General features: G+C 56.9%; 14 protein-coding genes. 6 read left to right on the plus strand and 8 right to left on the minus strand.

Annotation, left to right across the window (positions count from 1 at the left end; all coding sequences use genetic code 11):
• Position 1 precedes the first annotated feature (1 nt).
• Genes NT26_RS19585 through NT26_RS19600 form a run of 4 tightly spaced genes read right to left on the minus strand, consistent with a single transcriptional unit; the run spans position 2 to position 4,702 of the window.
• A complete protein-coding gene (locus tag NT26_RS19585; RefSeq protein WP_052641275.1) occupies positions 2-1,078 on the minus strand; it encodes an ABC transporter ATP-binding protein in 1,077 nt (358 codons plus the stop codon).
• Positions 1,071-2,789, minus strand: a complete 1,719-nt coding sequence (locus NT26_RS19590; RefSeq protein ID WP_052641277.1) for an ABC transporter permease — start codon at positions 2,787-2,789, stop codon at positions 1,071-1,073. Before NT26_RS19590 ends, NT26_RS19585 begins: the two co-directional genes overlap by 8 nt.
• A 58-nt stretch (positions 2,790-2,847) precedes the next feature.
• Entirely contained in the window at positions 2,848-3,945 is a 1,098-nt protein-coding gene (locus NT26_RS19595; protein WP_052641279.1) for an ABC transporter substrate-binding protein, read from the minus strand.
• Between the two features lie 4 nt (positions 3,946-3,949).
• Positions 3,950-4,702, minus strand: a complete 753-nt coding sequence (locus NT26_RS19600; protein WP_082077779.1) for an IclR family transcriptional regulator — start codon at positions 4,700-4,702, stop codon at positions 3,950-3,952.
• A gap of 431 nt (positions 4,703-5,133) precedes the next feature.
• Here NT26_RS19600 and NT26_RS19605 point away from each other — a divergent pair, with 431 nt between their 5' ends.
• The 4 genes from NT26_RS19605 (at position 5,134) to NT26_RS19630 (ending at position 10,819) form a co-directional block, all read left to right on the plus strand.
• Positions 5,134-6,420: a DUF6538 domain-containing protein gene (locus tag NT26_RS19605; RefSeq protein WP_342025639.1), complete on the plus strand. Its 1,287-nt coding sequence runs from the start codon at positions 5,134-5,136 to the stop codon at positions 6,418-6,420.
• Positions 6,421-7,753: 1,333 nt separating this feature from the next.
• Positions 7,754-8,830, plus strand: a complete 1,077-nt coding sequence (locus NT26_RS19620) for a hypothetical protein (RefSeq protein ID WP_152338538.1) — start codon at positions 7,754-7,756, stop codon at positions 8,828-8,830.
• A gap of 505 nt (positions 8,831-9,335) precedes the next feature.
• The gene (locus NT26_RS19625) at positions 9,336-9,602 is read left to right on the plus strand and encodes a hypothetical protein (protein ID WP_052641291.1); all 267 of its coding nucleotides are present in this window, start codon (positions 9,336-9,338) and stop codon (positions 9,600-9,602) included.
• 824 nt (positions 9,603-10,426) lie between these two features.
• Positions 10,427-10,819, plus strand: a complete 393-nt coding sequence (locus tag NT26_RS19630) for a hypothetical protein (RefSeq protein ID WP_052641293.1) — start codon at positions 10,427-10,429, stop codon at positions 10,817-10,819.
• Between the two features lie 307 nt (positions 10,820-11,126).
• Here NT26_RS19630 and NT26_RS19635 read toward each other — a convergent pair whose 3' ends face one another.
• From NT26_RS19635 to NT26_RS19645, 3 genes are all read right to left on the minus strand, one after another.
• Positions 11,127-11,492 carry a thermonuclease family protein gene (locus NT26_RS19635; RefSeq protein ID WP_052641295.1) on the minus strand — a complete coding sequence of 122 codons (366 nt, stop codon included), beginning with the start codon at positions 11,490-11,492 and terminating at the stop codon, positions 11,127-11,129.
• Positions 11,492-11,683 carry a hypothetical protein gene (locus NT26_RS19640; protein ID WP_052642412.1) on the minus strand — a complete coding sequence of 64 codons (192 nt, stop codon included), beginning with the start codon at positions 11,681-11,683 and terminating at the stop codon, positions 11,492-11,494. The genes NT26_RS19635 and NT26_RS19640 overlap by 1 nt, the downstream gene beginning before the upstream one ends.
• Before the next feature lie 158 nt (positions 11,684-11,841).
• Entirely contained in the window at positions 11,842-12,567 is a 726-nt protein-coding gene (locus tag NT26_RS19645) for an SOS response-associated peptidase (RefSeq protein WP_052641296.1), read from the minus strand.
• A gap of 447 nt (positions 12,568-13,014) precedes the next feature.
• On the opposite strand from NT26_RS19645, the gene ligD reads away from it, so the two are divergent.
• Positions 13,015-14,061: a non-homologous end-joining DNA ligase gene (gene ligD, locus NT26_RS19655; RefSeq protein ID WP_052641306.1), complete on the plus strand. Its 1,047-nt coding sequence runs from the start codon at positions 13,015-13,017 to the stop codon at positions 14,059-14,061.
• A 303-nt stretch (positions 14,062-14,364) separates the two neighbouring features.
• Here ligD and NT26_RS19660 read toward each other — a convergent pair whose 3' ends face one another.
• The gene (locus NT26_RS19660; protein WP_052641308.1) at positions 14,365-14,742 is read right to left on the minus strand and encodes a PH domain-containing protein; all 378 of its coding nucleotides are present in this window, start codon (positions 14,740-14,742) and stop codon (positions 14,365-14,367) included.
• A 65-nt stretch (positions 14,743-14,807) separates the two neighbouring features.
• Between NT26_RS19660 and NT26_RS19665 the strand changes: the two genes are divergently transcribed.
• Positions 14,808-15,098 (plus strand): hypothetical protein, encoded by a 291-nt coding sequence (locus NT26_RS19665; protein ID WP_052641310.1) that lies wholly within the window; start codon positions 14,808-14,810, stop codon positions 15,096-15,098.
• Positions 15,099-15,382 lie beyond the last annotated feature (284 nt).

The following is a 15,382-nucleotide window of genomic DNA, read 5'->3' on the forward strand; positions in this document are numbered from 1 at the left end:
CTCAGCTTGCGCTTGCCTGCTCGGGAAAGACCGCGCTGTGCTCCTGCGGAATGCGGACCAGAACCTCCTTTTGGAGAAGTTCCGACGGCGTCTGGATCCTGAAGGCGAGCGGTCCCGACCGAACGGCGTATTGCCAAACAGAACCAAGATAGGTTCGCTGCTCGATTGATACTCTCAGGGTGTTCGGCCCCTCCTGATCGGTTAGCTCGATCTTCTCCGGCCGCACAGCGACCACGACTGCGCCATCGGCTCCGGCCGGACCTGACTGAGTTGTGACCTCGCGTCCATCGGCAAGGCGAACCCGAGCGTGATCCGTTCCCACCTCGATCAATGTGCCATGGAGGAAATTGGAGGATCCAATGAAGTCAGCGACAAAGCTGTCGGCTGGATGGTCATAAATCTCCCGGGGGGTGCCTAGCTGACGCATCCGCCCCATGCTCATCACTGCGATCCGGTCGGACACGGCCAGGGCTTCGGCCTGATCATGGGTGACATAGATCGTCGTTACGCTCAGACGTTCCTGCAGTTCACGCAACCAGACACGTGCACGCTCGCGCAGTTTGGCATCAAGGTTCGACAGCGGCTCATCGAGAAGTAGAAGTGGCGGCCGATAGACAAGTGCGCGTGCCAACGCCACCCGTTGCTGCTGTCCGCCCGACAGTTCGAACGGATAGCGGTCCGCGTAGGGCAGCATTTCCACCAGACCGAGCGCATCCTTGATTCGTTCGTCGCGCTCGGCACGGCCGATCTTCCTCAGGATCAGCGGGAAAGCGAGATTTTCGGCAACGGTTTTGTGTGGCCAAAGGGCATAGGATTGAAAGACGAGACCAATATTGCGTTTTTCGGGCGGCACGGTATGGGCCGCGTCGCCATCAAAGAGAACCCGATCGCCAATACGAATCGTGCCAGAGGTGGCGTGATTGAGACCGGCAACTGCGAAAAGCGAGGTCGACTTGCCGCAGCCCGAAGGTCCGAGCAATGTCAGGAATTCGCCCGATGCTACATGGATGTTGAGGTTGTCGACGGCCGTGACGGCGCCGTATTTGATCGTCAGATTCTCTAGAATAAGATCAGCCATAGATTTTGGCTCCCATGACGCGGCGCGCCAGGATGACGAACGCGGCGGTGATTATCACTTGGATGGTAGCGAGCGCGGAGACCGGGCCATTGTCGCCTTGGGCGACGAGCTGCAGCATCGTCGTGCCGATGATCTCGGAGCCCGGCTGGTAGAGGAAGGCTGCGGTCACATACTCTTTGAAGAAGTGGATGAAGAGCAGCGCATAGCAGCTGAAAAGCGCAGGCTTGAGGATCGGGACTATGATCCGGGTCACCGTCGTCCACCAATCCGCACCAGAGATACGCGCGCCGCGGTCAAGTTCCTCGCCGACCTGCGCGAGTGCGGGTGCAATTGCGCCGAAGCCGACCGGGATGTAGCGGATCATGAATGCGAGGATAAGAACGGCAACCGTGCCGCGGATGAGATCTGCCCCGGGAAGCCAGATGACTGCATAAAAGAAGCCAAGACCGGCGATGATACCAGGCAGTGCCCTCGGAAACAGTGCGACGTACTCCAATGCCCGACTGTAGCGGAAGTCGGAGCGACGTGACACGAGCGCGATCACCAGAATAAGACAGGTGCCTATTGCTGCGCCCACGGTGGCGACAACAACCGAATTGATGATCGAGCGTACATAGGAAGCGGATGACAGAACGAGCTCGAAATTTGCTGCCGTGAGAACCTTCCAGAAGGGAATGAGCGGCGTGAGGAAACTTACGGCCGAACGCAGAAAGATTCCGCCAAAGATCGAGATGATGGTCAGAAAAACAAAGGAAAAGACGAACAGGAAGGCGGGCCAGCGCCAGGCGCCAAGTTCAAGGGTGGATGGCCGACTGGCCTTGCCGCGAACCGAAACGAAGCGGCCTGATGATTTCATCAAGTAGCCCTGCAACCAGACAAGGAATGCGACCAGCATAAGCAGGATGACGGCAGCGGCGCCAACCAGACCATATTCTGGGCGCACGGCGGCATTTATCCCGGCATCATATAGAAAAGTGGTGACGGTCTGGATACCGGAAGGTCCACCGAACAGAAGCGGTATCGCAAGCATCTCGATGCCAACAACAAAGTTCAAGACGGCGGAATAGATAATCGCGGGGCGGATCATCGGGATGGTCACCGAAAGCAGCGCGCGGAAGGGCCCCGCTCCGGTCGAGCGCGCGGCATCTTCAAGCAGGGGGTCAGCCTTGGTGACGGCCGCAAGGCACATTAGATAGGTAAGCGGCGCCTGGCTTAGCCCTGCGACAATGCCCATACCGCTAACGGTGTAGAGGTTCCAAGGTGCGCCTCCCAAGTAAGTCTTGGCGGCAAGGGTGACGAAGCCGGATGGGCCGTACATGGTGAACCAGCCGAAGGCGATCACCAGGTTCGACACGAACAGCGGCCAGATGAAGATTTCTCCGAGCCATTGCCGGCCGGGTAGATTGGTGCGCCCTACCAGGACCGCCATGATCACACCGAACACCTGGGCGACCACCATCGTCAACCCGCCAAAGTAAAGCGTGTTGAAGAAGATGCCGATCATCCCCGGCTCGCTGAACAAACGAGCGAAATTACCTACGGTGAGGGCTGCGCTGTCGTCGTAGAGCGGTTTGTCCAGGAAGGCTTGGAAGAGGATCGGTGCGATGGGACCGATGACGAGCACTGTCGTCAGTGCGGCAACGCCCCAGTAGATCGCACGCGATCGGTCTATCCCCAATCCGGTGGAACCGGTGTGGCTGATATCCGTCATCGATTTTTTCCTGTTGAGTTGAGAGGGAGGGTCGCGAAGCGCCCCTCCCGTCACGATGTCAGCGGCCAGCGATGGCTTCGTTCCACTTATCGACAAAAGACTGAGCTTCGGTGATAAGGCGCTCGTCGAACCCAGCGATCACCATGTTATCCTCACCGATTTGCTCGCTGATCTTCTGGAAGGTGTAGCGCACCTGATCCTCGGCAACGTCTTCACGGTAGGGTACAAGCCCGCCCTTGCCGACTTGGGTCTGGCCCTCTTGGCTAAGCGCATAGTCAACGAAGAGCTTCGCCGAATTTGGGTTGGCTGCGCCCTTAGGAATCCCCATCCCACGCATCATCATGATGGTGCCATCATCGGGAAAGGCAAATCCGAGAATCTCGCCGCCGGGCTGTTCCAAACGCGGGAAGATGGTGATGCCTGAAACAGCGATCCCCATCACATATTCGCCCGTGGCGATCTTCTCGTTCATCGGTCCGCCTGAGGTTTCTCCGCGGATCATGGGGCCGATCTTGCGTAGTCCGTCCCAGGCAGCGTCACCCTTCTTGTCCATATAGCTCCACCAGGCGGCGAGGCCAAAACTGTTTCGCGCCGCATCATAGGTGGTGATCTTGCCTTCGAAGGCAGAAGGGTCCGCCGTGGCGGCTTCCACCAATGAAGCAAAACCTGTTGGACGCTGCTCTTCAGTCAAAAGCGCTGCATTATAAGTGATCACCAAGGGGTCGGTGGAGAGTACATTGACGCCGGGGTATGGTTGCGCGAACTCTGGCAGATGCTGCGCTTCCGGGCTCTTGTAGTCTTCCATCGAGCCATCCTGGCCATAAGCCGCCCAACGGTCATTTGCACCGGAAACGAGGAGATCGGCTGTTCTGGCACTAGATCCCTTTTCCGCCTCCCAGCGCGAATGCACGGTACCCGAGCCAAGGTCGACCGTTTCTACCTTGATCCAAGGGTATTTTGCGTTGAAGCCTTCGATCAGCGGCTGCCAGTTGTTGTCGGCCATGTTCGAATAGATCATCAGCCCCGACTCGGATCGTGACCCCTCTATGATCTGGGAATAATCGGTCGGATAGTAGGACGGCACCTCCTGAGCCTGCGCGAAACCGGCGATGCCGGCCAGTAGCCCCGTTACCGTAGTGAGTGCTTTCAACTGCATTTAATTACCTCCCTTGGGTTCTGTGATGATGGCGTCGAGACAGCTCCTCGCTGATCGCGACGGCGGTTTCCCGAACCACCTTGCAAATGTGGTCCGAATGGCTGACGAAACGGCTTTGGGGGCCGGCGATATTGATCGCGGCAACAGCCTTTCCGGGTTCGCTGTAGATAGCTGCGGCAGCACCTGCAGCACCTTCCACCACGCCCTTGGCGTTGAGGAAGAAGCCTTGTGCCTTGGCTTGGCTGAGAGCAACGTCCAGCGTCTCGCGCTCTGGCTTCGTCAATAAGGTTGAGGTGAGACAAGCGTCTCGTTCGGCGTCACTCATCGCCGCAAGGAGCACCACCCCGCTCGCCACCTGATGAGCTGGCCGCGTCTGGCCGATGTCCCGATCATAGAGGATTTCGCGCTTAGGCAAGACTTTGTTCAGATAGCGGATCGTGTGGTCTTCAAGCACAGCGATGAAGCCACTTTCTCCGGTCGCTTCCACGGCTCTTGCAAGATAGGGCGAGGCCAATGTGATCAGGGCGCCGTAGTTGCGGCCATCGTTGGAAATTTCACCCGGAAGCCGCAAGAGCCGGTAGTGACCGTTCGCCTGTCGCTCGATGTAGCCACGCTCCGAGAGCGACTGAAGCATGAGAAGCGCGCTCGACTTCGGCATACTCAATGAGGCGGCTATCTCCTTCAGGCCGGCTCCGTGGGGTGAAGCAGCAAACCACTCAAGCATGTCTAGCACGCGTTCAACACCGCGACCGCTCATCTAGTCTCCCAATGTTCAATATAGTGAACGTATTTATGATAATGAATATGAAGCGCTAGTCAAGCCACGACGGCGCAGCTCAGCGAGGGGTTCGAAGTGGCCGCTGGGGCAAGTCAAAGAGCGAGTGGCAGACTAAGAAACAGGTTGCAGCCATGAGAACCCTGCGTGTGCCTGCTCAGGTGGTCATCTACTGCCTGAGGAGGGTGTCCGGCCAAACGTGACAGGTATAATCGCTACGACCCAGTCTGAACGTAAGCACGCTATGCGGACGTGGAAAGCCACATACCGTAACTAAACACGTTTCAAAGTCATTTTGAAAGTATTTCTCCAATAAAAAAAGTTTTACAATACGTATTGCAATGTTATCTCTCTTCATATATATGATTGTCATCGACAATTAGTACGGAGGTCTGATGAAACTAAGGAATTTAATGAGACGTGGCGAAATATACTACTTCCGGAGGGTCGTCCCATCATCGCATCGGAGCCTCCTGGGGAAGCGAGAAATCCTTATATCGCTTAGGACGCGTGCTGTTGGTGAGGCGCTGATCCTATCGGCGCCCTTGATCGATAAGTATGACCGCCTTTTCCGGGGCGACGCGTCGTCTGAACTTGCTATCGAGGCGCAAGATCGCGTCCACATCGCAAGTCGCAGAATCGGGATCAAATACAAGCCCCTTGATGTAAGACGGGATGCGCCGCTGGAGGATAATCTGGCGGAAATAGCCCCACGAGTTGCGGCGTTCGCAGGCTTCCAGAAGCTTCCGCTGGCGGAGCTCCAGGCTATCGCCGGAGACATCCCGTTTAGGCTTCCGTTCTCGCAGGCTCTTGAACGTTATCAGGAGCTTTCACGGGACAAGTGGCTGAACCTTTCGCAGCGTGAGCGTGATAAGAAGTGGCGGCCATTCGAAGCGGCGGTCAGTCACTTTCTGCGATTTTACCCAAACGCAGATGCTCTCTCGATCGGCCGGAAGGACGCCTATCGGTACAGGCATCATCTTATCGATGAAATCGTAGCTGGCTCCATCAAAGCCGACACCGCCAATAAGAAATTGATGCGGCTTAGGATGATCCTGGAAAAGGTATTCGAGGTCGATTATCCCGAGAACCAGAACCCGTTTCGAGGGGTGAGGATCAAGGATGATGCTGGTAAGCGAGCACGGCCACCCTTTTCCGAAGTCGAGATCGATGCGATTCAGAAGCTGCTGAGAACCTCGTCCGCCAACGATCAACTCAAAGCGATCATCAAGATAGGCATGTTCACAGGTGCGACCTGTAAGGAAATATGCCTGCTTGAAGAAGCTGACATTGTTCTTGATGGCGACATCCCTCACATCAAGATCCAACCTAATGATCAACGACATAAGGTGAAGTCTGGAGGCGCTCGGCACCGGGAAATCCCGCTGGTCGGTGAGGCGCTGGAGGCGATGCGACAGTTCCCCGCCGGATTCCCACGCTATCGCCGAGACAACGGCGGTGAAGTGGTCTCTGCCGCTGCAAACAAGTTGATGGCGGTAGTGACGGATAAGACATTCTACAGCTTCCGCCATAGGATTGCTGACCTGCTTCGCAACTCAGGAGCACAGGACAGTATGAAGGATGCCATCATGGGGCACACCACCAGAGGAATGGGGATGCACTATGGGGCGGGCTTCACGCTAGAGAAGAAGCGTGAGGCACTGGAGACTGCATTTCGAAACATCGAAAGCGGGCTCTAATTTCACAAAAGGACATGAATTAACAAGCATGATTTGACGCGCGGCGCCGTCCTACGCCAATTTTACATAATGATATCAGTCATGTTGCCGATGAGGTAACATCATGAAATCATATACTACATTAGACGAATTGGTCTTTGATCAGGAAGAACAACATCGCTTCTTCAGCGAGTTGGACAGACTGATCAATGAACTGAAAGGCGCTGGCTGTACTCAATCGGCGCTAAGTTACGCGTATGTCCGCAGTCAACTTCGGACAGAGCTGGATGCGTTGACTGGGTAACCAGCACTGGTGACCCGCGAACAGCATATTTTACTAAATATCCAGAAGCACATGAGCCGGCGGCATCACCGCCACCCTCCCCGCGTCCATCTATACGAGGGAGTGGCACCGAGATGTCTCGGGGCTCGCTTCAGCCCAGCCTCGTGGCGGGGCTATGGAGAAATATACCCTAAAATATAGAAATAACTAATTTGATCAAAATAGAAAGAATTTAAGGCTATGAATAACATATATGAATACAACTTCAATTACTTGGTAAATCTAGAAAAAAAAGCTATAGTCACTCATGTGAAAGAATGGATAAAACAAAATTCCTTCGTACAAGACGAAAAAACTAATGCTACATACCCCGACATCCTGGCTCAAGTCTATTGTATAACCCTAAACTCCACGTTCCGAGGTGTCCATGGGCGAGCGAAGATCAAGGAAGCTCATAGAAACATCACACGATTCCGTACGATCCTGACGAAAAGACTTGAGATATCGAGACGGCCACAAGCCCGATCTAAGCATCCGAAGCTGTATCTTTTTCCTGATGCGATTTACAGCAAGTGCGGCCGTTTGGTGGACCAGGACAGATTCCAAGAAGACCCTCATCATCACGGAATCATTCTTATTCCAGGAGCTTATGTCAAAGCGTTTGAGGAGCTGATTAGAATGTACAAATGGGACACCAAGGAGCCAGAGGTTCCGAGTTCGCTCAACTTCCTGTCTTCGATTTATGTTGAGAAGCGCTCGAGCGCGGGGCTGGAAAAGTGGTTGACTTACTCGATGAAGTTCCAGGTCCAGGCGTCGAAGATGGGTTACTATGACGTCGACCCTTACATTTATCCAGACCCATTCCATAACAACAAAAAACCACAGCGGCGGATTAAATCAGCGGGAAAAATGTCGGAACGACCCGTCTCAAGAAGAGCGTCAAAGACAAGAAATTCCTCGAAAATGGGTTCAATGAAAAACGCATTTATTTAAACCGAACGCGTGTTCAAGTACTATCAATTCATGGGCGCTTTTGGCGCCCGTTTTGTTCAATCTACAGTGAGGTGCATTTTGAAGACATCCCCCAATCCGTCTATCCCGCTCTGGCTTCTCCGTCATTTGGCAGTTCTCGATGCCATCGATCCCGGTCTACTCAGTGACGTTATCAATGCCCCTGACGATCGCCTCCCAATCATTGCTGCAGCACTGGCGATCGCTTCAGAAAATCCTCGAGTTGAATGCGATGAAACTCTCGCCTCTCACGTTCGAAAATCGAACAGGCGCCGCCTTCTCGAGTATTGCGCTTCCGGCCATGTCCCCGACGGTCTGTATTCGCTTCTAAGTAAAGCTGCACCTGCCATCCGATCATCAAGCTTCTACATCACCTTGCTGAAGTGGCTTCAGGCCAAGCCTACCTGGCCGAAGCTTAAAGCTCTTCATCATGCGGAGAACTTTACGCTTACGACACTTGCCGTCCTCGACCATCTCGATCCCGTTGCCATCCACGCCAATACTCTGGCCTTCGTACCGAACATCTACAACGCTCGGATTTTGAACGCCCAGATTGCCTTCGTTCGCGCTTGTTGTCCTGACGTTACCGAAAAGGAAATAGGCAGCCAGGTTCGTCGCCTAGGGTCAGCTTACAAGAAGGCATGGAATGATTTCCGGGAGGACGGGTACTTCGACAAGCCAAATCAGCTTGTTTCCCTGTTTATCAACCGGATCAAGTTCCCCCGAGCGCCTATTCACGCTCAGAATAACGTTGTCTTGCTCGACACCCCAAAGAAGATGACGGCCGCTTCGGTGAGGTACAGGAACTGCCTCCGGGAGAAAATTATGGATGTAGCCAGAGGTGAGCGATACTACTTCATTTGGCAGTCATCCGATCAAGATGTCGTCGTAGAACTTCGAATTGAGCCGCCCATTGGTGTACGGCTCAACGACATGAAAGCCGCTGGAAATAGTGACGTGGTCCCCTCAGTTCGCGAAGATATTGTCAACTTTCTCGAGACCCAGAAAATACCGGATCTGCCATCTTGGGAAGATTATCTGCTGGAGGATCTGGATTCTCACTATGGTGAGGAGTTCCTCAAGAGCTGGGAGCAGCTGCGCACTGACGGACACGCAGAACTGTGTCAGCAACTGTAGATCCGAAGGTGTAAACCACCCGGCCTGGTCGAGCCCAAGAACCTCGCAGATGGCCCATGCTGCATGGTCCTGAGGCCAACGGAATCGTGAGCCGCGCCGCAGTGATGCTTTACGGGGACGAGCACATAATCATCATCTGCCTTCATTCTTTCGATGGTCGGGATGTTCCCGCTCGCCCATATGACCCGGATCAGGCCGGCGAGCTCGACGAGGAAACCTGATTTCATTCTGCCGATCCCTCCGCTGGTCGCTCGGTTGCACCGGACAATTGGATCAGTGGGGCGATCGCTGCCGTCGCTTCGGCTGCTTCCTCGAAGCTGAAGGCTCGCGCTGAAAGCACGGCAGCAACTGTCCAGTGGGCGAATAGCGCCAACTCGCCAAGGACATCACGGCCGTTGACGATAAGTCCAAGAAGAAGGGCCGCGGCGGTGGCAAAAGTCCCGATATCGTAGACAGCGCCAATCGTCGCATTGCCTCGCTGAAGGCTGAGGAAGCCGCTCTCGGCATGACCGAGCAGGCTGCGCTTGCCCTCAAGTATGAAACCGAGCTCCTTAACCAGGCGCAGCAGAAAGGCATCAATCTGACGGCTGCGCAGCGTGCGGAACTGTCTGGCGTCGCCAATCAGATGGCCTCGACCGAGATGGCTACTAAGAATGCGAAAGAGGCGATGGACTTCGCCAAGGATGCCAGGAAGGGCTTCCTGTCGGATCTCCGCTCCGGCCTCGCCAATGGTGTGAGGGTTTTTGGAAATCCTTCGGTACGGCGGCTCTAAACGTCCTGAATAAGATCATCGGCAAGATCGAAGAACAGCTTTTGGACGCACTGTTTTCTGCATCAGGCGCGGGAGGGGGAAGCGGTGGCATCTTCGGTTCGATATTTGGTGGGCTGTCCGGAGATCGCGGCGGCTCAAGCTTCTTCCCTTCGCGCCCCGGCGTTGGACTCTATGCCTCGGGTACGGGAAGGCTGTCGGCCGTCAGGGAGACGCTGTGGAGGCTCTGGAGAAGCAAGTTCAAGCCTACAAGGATAGGAGCGATGAAAACGCTGCTGTGGAAGCTCTCGATCCCGTTGCTCTCTGCATTGACCTTGGCGGGATGCTAGACGACTGCCGCGCCGAATTGCGCCGGCTGGGAGAAGATCAAGCCTGAAGCCGTCGACGGCGCTCTACCTCGCCGGCAATGACGTGACTGCGGGGCAAGGGATCGCCAGCCATAATCGCCACGGCACCAATCAGGGGTGCTGGAAATAGCGGCCCCAGGCTCCGTCCCACGGAGCGCCGAGCCTAGCCATCCGCAACTACGGGATTGCGACGGCCTGCAGGCGTAGTGCCAGCAGGAGGTTGACGGTTTCTTACCTTGCAAGATGTCTGGACGCGGGACCCAGTGTGCAGCGCATGGCCGCCCTGTCTGATACGAAAAGAACCCGGTTCGGCTGGCGGGCCAGACCGGGTCCTTTCTCAAATCGAGCCTGCAGACTCGATGCAGTCGGAAATTCTCAGTCCACGCTTGCGCCTGGCTTACGAACGCCAAGGCCTCGCCACCTCAATGATCATTTCATGAAAGCGGCAGCATAGCGGGATCGAATGATGATATCCTCAGGGTGCTCGGGCGCCTCGAGGAGAAGGTGGATGGCGTGGGCAAGCGTCTGGACAGGTTTCAGCGGGAGTTCACGGAGGAGCGGAGGAGAAGCTCCGAAAGCCGCCACAGGCTTCACGAACGGATCGATGAGCAGCCGCACCGGATTGGAGAGGCGGAGAAGACAGTCGTCGCGGCCGGCGCCATAGCCGCACAGCAGAGGGACGTCATCGCCGCCCTCACTACAACGATCGACCAAGAAATCAAACCGACGATGAATCAGGTGAAGGACATCACCCGCCTCGGCAAAACCGCCGCCCTAATCTTCGCCAGCCTGGGTTTCACCGCTGGCGGCATGTTCATCTATTTCTCGGAGACGGTGGTGCCGCTGATCAGGAGGTGGCTGCGGATCGAATAGCGGCGACCTTGTAACGGCATCGAAGCCGTGAACTTTCGCGTTAATTCAGCGTTTCCTTATGTAGGAGGAGACGACAATGAAACAGACACCAAATCGTCAGGTACGGATACCAGGTCCGCCGCTGCATTGCGTTCAGAAAACGTGTGACAAAGCCGGCGCAAGTCCGAAGGAAGTTCGGAAGATGCTTCAGCTTCTTGGCAAGCGCGCAGCGCTGCACGAGTTGTCGCAGAACCTCAAGGACCGCCCGCCGAAATTTCGTTGAGATTGCTAAGCCAAGTATCGCGACCAACTGGCGCGCCTTCAGGTGCTAACGGCACCAGTCAATCTTGTTGCCCTTCCGCCACTCCCTGGCGAATCCTTCCCTGATCAGCTCTTTCCCCACTTCTCGACCATTCGGCAGGTAGACGTTCACCAGCGGCCGCCCATAGCGGTCCTTGCCCTTGGCTTCGATCCGGAGCTTCTTCCCCTCGATCATCTCCTGCAGCCGGAACTTGGCCAGTTGCGCCATTTTCCGCTCCTTCTGGCACTTGGCACCGCGGCCGATCTCCGGTGTATCCACGCCACGTACGTTGACCACCCCTTCACCCAGGAGGCGCATGTTCTGTCCGTCGCATTTGATGGTGTCGCCATCGACGACAGAGAGAGCGGCACAGACGATGAGCGCTGAAACCATTACTGTCCCCATCCATTCTCGCGACATCGGGCTTCCGCAGCCGCTATCGCTGCAGAGCGATTGGGGTAAGGGCCTATGATGTCCATGTCGCCGCGGAATGTGACGACGGCGCAGCGTGTGACCACATCAAAGATGATGTGCATGCCCTTCTCATAGGGCTCGTCCGGAGCATTCTCCGTTGCCTGCTGCATGGCATCACCCCCGCGAATCGTCGGGAGTATGCTACGCACATCTCCTACAGGGGGAACCCCTCAACTCAGCCATCCGAACAGATGTGCCGTATGCATTGCGGCGCTAGCGACCGCGGCCAGCACCGCAACGGCAAAGACCAGATCAATCAGCCAGCTCTTCACGCGGCCTTCTTCGGTTCGTCTAGTAGCATCAGTTCGTCATCCGGAAGCGGCCGCTGCAGCACCTTCGCCTGGTTCCATGGCGCAGTCAGCCATGTCTCGATCTCCTCCTCGTTCCTGAGGATGACCGGCATTGCCTTCGGGTGGATCTCGCCCACCACGCGGTTCGGGTCCGTGGTCAGGAAGGCGAATAGATCACAATTGATCAGCCCTTCCTTCACCTTGCGCACGCAATTCCAATCTCTGATCCATAGGCCGGCAAAGAACATGAGGGGTTCGCTCTCGTCGCGCGCAAACCATGCGTTCGGCGTGCGGCCCCCTTCAACCTTGCTGCCAGGGTCCGGTTCGGCAAATCGCGTGAAGGGCACGACGCAGCGGTGCTCGATCCCGGTCCAGCGGGTCCAATGCTTGCTGGAAGTGTTACGGATATTGGTCGTTCCTCCGTCCGGCTCCATCTTCAGCAGTTCCTGGAAGTCCACCTCTTTCCCCTTGGCGCGCAGTCTGTCAGCCCGTCTCGACGCTGCTTGAAAGATGGCCTGCTGCGAGCTCGGCATTCCCCAGCGCACCCACGCCATCTCCCGGCCGCTATCGATGTTGCGCACGATCGGCGCCATCTGGTCCGGATAGATGTCGAGTGAGGGCTGCAGGTTACCCAGGCGGTCGAAGGCCTTGGTGATGGCCCGGATCGCCTCCTGGTTGGTCGTGACGTTGTAGAGATTGCACATCGGCAGGTCCTCCCCCTTCCATTCTCAAGCCTGCAGCGCACTGTCGAGCGATTAGCGAGAATGCGATCCAATATTGCAAGCCCCTGTTGAGGGATCTGAGGCACAACGCATTCAACAGGAGAGTGACCAGTGGACGCCAGAGCCGATCGCAGACGATACCCCAGAAGGGTCCGCGTATGGAGCGGCCAAGTGCGCGTCGGCGGTATAGCAGTGGACTGTGCCGTATCGAACGAGTCAGTGGAAGGTCTGAAGTTGATCACGGAAACGGGCATCTTGTTGCGTGGAGAGACTTTCGTCCACCTGCCGGACGGCACAACTCGCCGATGCCTCGTCAGATGGCAGAGGCTCAACGAGGTCGGCGTGAGGCTTCTCGACTAGCCCCACGCGGTCATCCGACCGGCATTCGGCGGATACCGGATCTTAAACAGACGGTGGTGCAATGGCCGCATGGTCAAACGTCCCCGCAAGCCGACTGCTCCACTTCTCATCGAAGACGACCTTCCGCCGAAAAGCGGCCGAGTGCGCAAGCGCGACCCGAAGCAGCCGGAACTGCCCTTTGATCCGATGCCGGAGAGGATCGAGCCGTGCCTTGCCAAGCTCGTTCAGAAGCCGCCGCATGGCGACGAGTGGTCCTACGAGCTGAAGTGGGACGGATACCGGCTGGCTGTGCACATTGAGACGAGTGGCGTGCGAATCCTCACCAGGAACGGGCACGACTGGACGCATCGCTTTCCGGGGATCGAGGAAGAGGCGCGGGACTTCGCGCCTTCGACCATGATCCTAGATGGCGAGGCCGTGGTGTTCAATGCGCAGGGCATTCCTGATTTCGGGCTGCTGCAGAACTCGCTCGGCGGGCGGGGCGGCAAGCTGCCTTCGCGGAACTCGGTCCTCATGGCCTTCGATCTCCTCTACCTCGACGGGCACGATCTGACTAAGATGGAATACGGCGCCCGCCGGCATCTTCTGGAGGACGTGCTCGCTGACAAGCAGGGAGCGATCCGGCTTTCGGAAGAGTTTCATGAGGATCCGGACGAGCTGCTGCGGCACGCCTGCGAGCACGACCTGGAGGGGATCATCGCCAAGCATCGCGACCGGCCTTACAGGTCCGGGCGGACTGGTGACTGGCTGAAGATCAAGTGCGTGCAGAGCGATACGTTCGCGATCGTCGGCTACGAGCCGTCTACGGCGGTTCCCGGCGCGATCGGCAGCCTTCTCCTCGCTGCGCGATATCGGGACGGCTGGAAATATGCCGGCAGCGTCGGTACCGGCTTCAAGCACGACGAGGCGCGGCGGCTGAAGAAGCAGCTCGACAAGCTCAAGACAAACATTCCGGCGGTGAGCGTGCCGAGCAAGAAGGTGGTGATGACCGGACCGTCGCTCGCCGCGGAGATCGAATACCGTGCCTGGACCCATACCGGAACGCTTCGGCATCCCTCGTTCAAAGGACTGCGCGAGGCAGAGGACTGGGCGGAGGTCTACCGGCTGCCGGATTAGGTTGGGCGGGGGAGCTCGCCCAGCAGCGCCATTGCGTCACCTATCCCAGCTTTCGGCGATGATCTTTGCGTTCTTCTCTCCGCATGAGGAGAAGAGGCGACTCCGTGGCGCCGCCTCTCATCGGCAAAACGAAAAAGCCCGGTGCGGGAGGATGCACCGGGCTCGATATTGACTGGCGACTTGGGAGGAGGGGGATGCCGCCAATCGTCGTCACGAGCATTTGGGAGGAGGAGGGGTGTGCTCGCGACAGCCCGTAGGTAGGGAGTGCCGCCGGCGATTGACATTTGACAAGTTGACGCAGTGCTAGCGCAATACACCCGTTGCCAAGGCCCGCTGGATCCCACGGACATCGGTGCCCTTTTTCAAGGTCTTCTTGATCGGCTCGTTGGTTCCCGATACCCAAATCTTCAGTTCCGAATCCAAATCAAAAGTGCCGGCTGTCTCGACGGCGAAACGGGTGACTGCGCGATAAGGAATCGATGTGTAGTCAACCTTGCTGCCAGTCATGCCCTGGATGTCGACGAGGATGACGCGATGCTGTGTGAAGACAAAGAAGTCGCGGATGACCTTGAAGGCAAGTTGGGGTGTCTCTCCCTCGATGAGAACGCCGTTTAGGCGCTTGTTCAGGTCAGCAGGATCAACGGTAGAGCCGTGCCCCAATAGTCCATCAAAAATGCCCATGCAAAGTCTCCGGTTCAGCAACAGCATATGGTTCGTCAGTAGGTGCCGCCAAGTCCCGTGTCAGCGTGTCCACCACCACCGACTTCATCGCCGAGCTCGTCCGTGCCGCCAACGAAATCCATCTCCTGTCGCCCGCCGAGCGCCGGAGATTGCTTGAACGCGCTGCGGCCGTGATCGCTGCTCAGCGTGAAATTTTAGACCTCCGCGACACGGTTGTGCCCCCGAGTCGCGGGGTGGTGAGTGATCTTGACGCAATGAAGCAGCACGCGCGGGAAGGGGCGGATGTCGTTGTGCGGTCGGTGCTGCTGCTATGGGCCGAGGAGATCCGCCGGCTGCGGATACTGGCTAGGGAGTAACGGTATCCCGCGTACCGCACCACCGCCTGGACAGCGTCCTCAAGCTTCGCCACATAAGAAACGTCATGGCAGAAGTGCGCATGCATGGCCACCTCGCTGTCACCGCTGCTAGCGTTAGCCCCAGGCCGATGCCGAACATCAATAGGCCCTTTACGGTCGACAGCGACGCCTGAGCCCATAGCGGCCGCTCTTGTTTTGCTGACTTCATGTCTGCCCCCTAATTCCCTTGGGTTCATTGGGAGCGCATGTTGACGATTCTGGGAAGGCTAATCAGGCACCACGGT

Origin of the sequence: Pseudorhizobium banfieldiae (genome assembly GCF_000967425.1) — a bacterium.
GTDB classification, from domain to species: Bacteria; Pseudomonadota; Alphaproteobacteria; order Rhizobiales; family Rhizobiaceae; genus Neorhizobium; species Neorhizobium banfieldiae.

Bases quoted from the DNA above. Each gene is read 5' to 3' on its own strand.
- NT26_RS19585 (WP_052641275.1), bottom strand. From the start codon at position 1,078: ATGGCTGATCTTATTCTAGAGAATCTGACGATCAAATACGGCGCCGTC.
- NT26_RS19590 (WP_052641277.1), bottom strand. From the start codon at position 2,789: ATGACGGATATCAGCCACACCGGTTCCACCGGATTGGGGATAGACCGA.
- NT26_RS19595 (WP_052641279.1), bottom strand. From the start codon at position 3,945: ATGCAGTTGAAAGCACTCACTACGGTAACGGGGCTACTGGCCGGCATC.
- NT26_RS19600 (WP_082077779.1), bottom strand. From the start codon at position 4,702: ATGAGCGGTCGCGGTGTTGAACGCGTGCTAGACATGCTTGAGTGGTTT.
- NT26_RS19605 (WP_342025639.1), top strand. From the start codon at position 5,134: ATGAGACGTGGCGAAATATACTACTTCCGGAGGGTCGTCCCATCATCG.
- NT26_RS19625 (WP_052641291.1), top strand. From the start codon at position 9,336: ATGACCGAGCAGGCTGCGCTTGCCCTCAAGTATGAAACCGAGCTCCTT.
- NT26_RS19635 (WP_052641295.1), bottom strand. From the start codon at position 11,492: ATGGTTTCAGCGCTCATCGTCTGTGCCGCTCTCTCTGTCGTCGATGGC.
- NT26_RS19640 (WP_052642412.1), bottom strand. From the start codon at position 11,683: ATGCAGCAGGCAACGGAGAATGCTCCGGACGAGCCCTATGAGAAGGGC.
- NT26_RS19645 (WP_052641296.1), bottom strand. From the start codon at position 12,567: ATGTGCAATCTCTACAACGTCACGACCAACCAGGAGGCGATCCGGGCC.
- ligD (WP_052641306.1), top strand. From the start codon at position 13,015: ATGGTCAAACGTCCCCGCAAGCCGACTGCTCCACTTCTCATCGAAGAC.
- NT26_RS19660 (WP_052641308.1), bottom strand. From the start codon at position 14,742: ATGGGCATTTTTGATGGACTATTGGGGCACGGCTCTACCGTTGATCCT.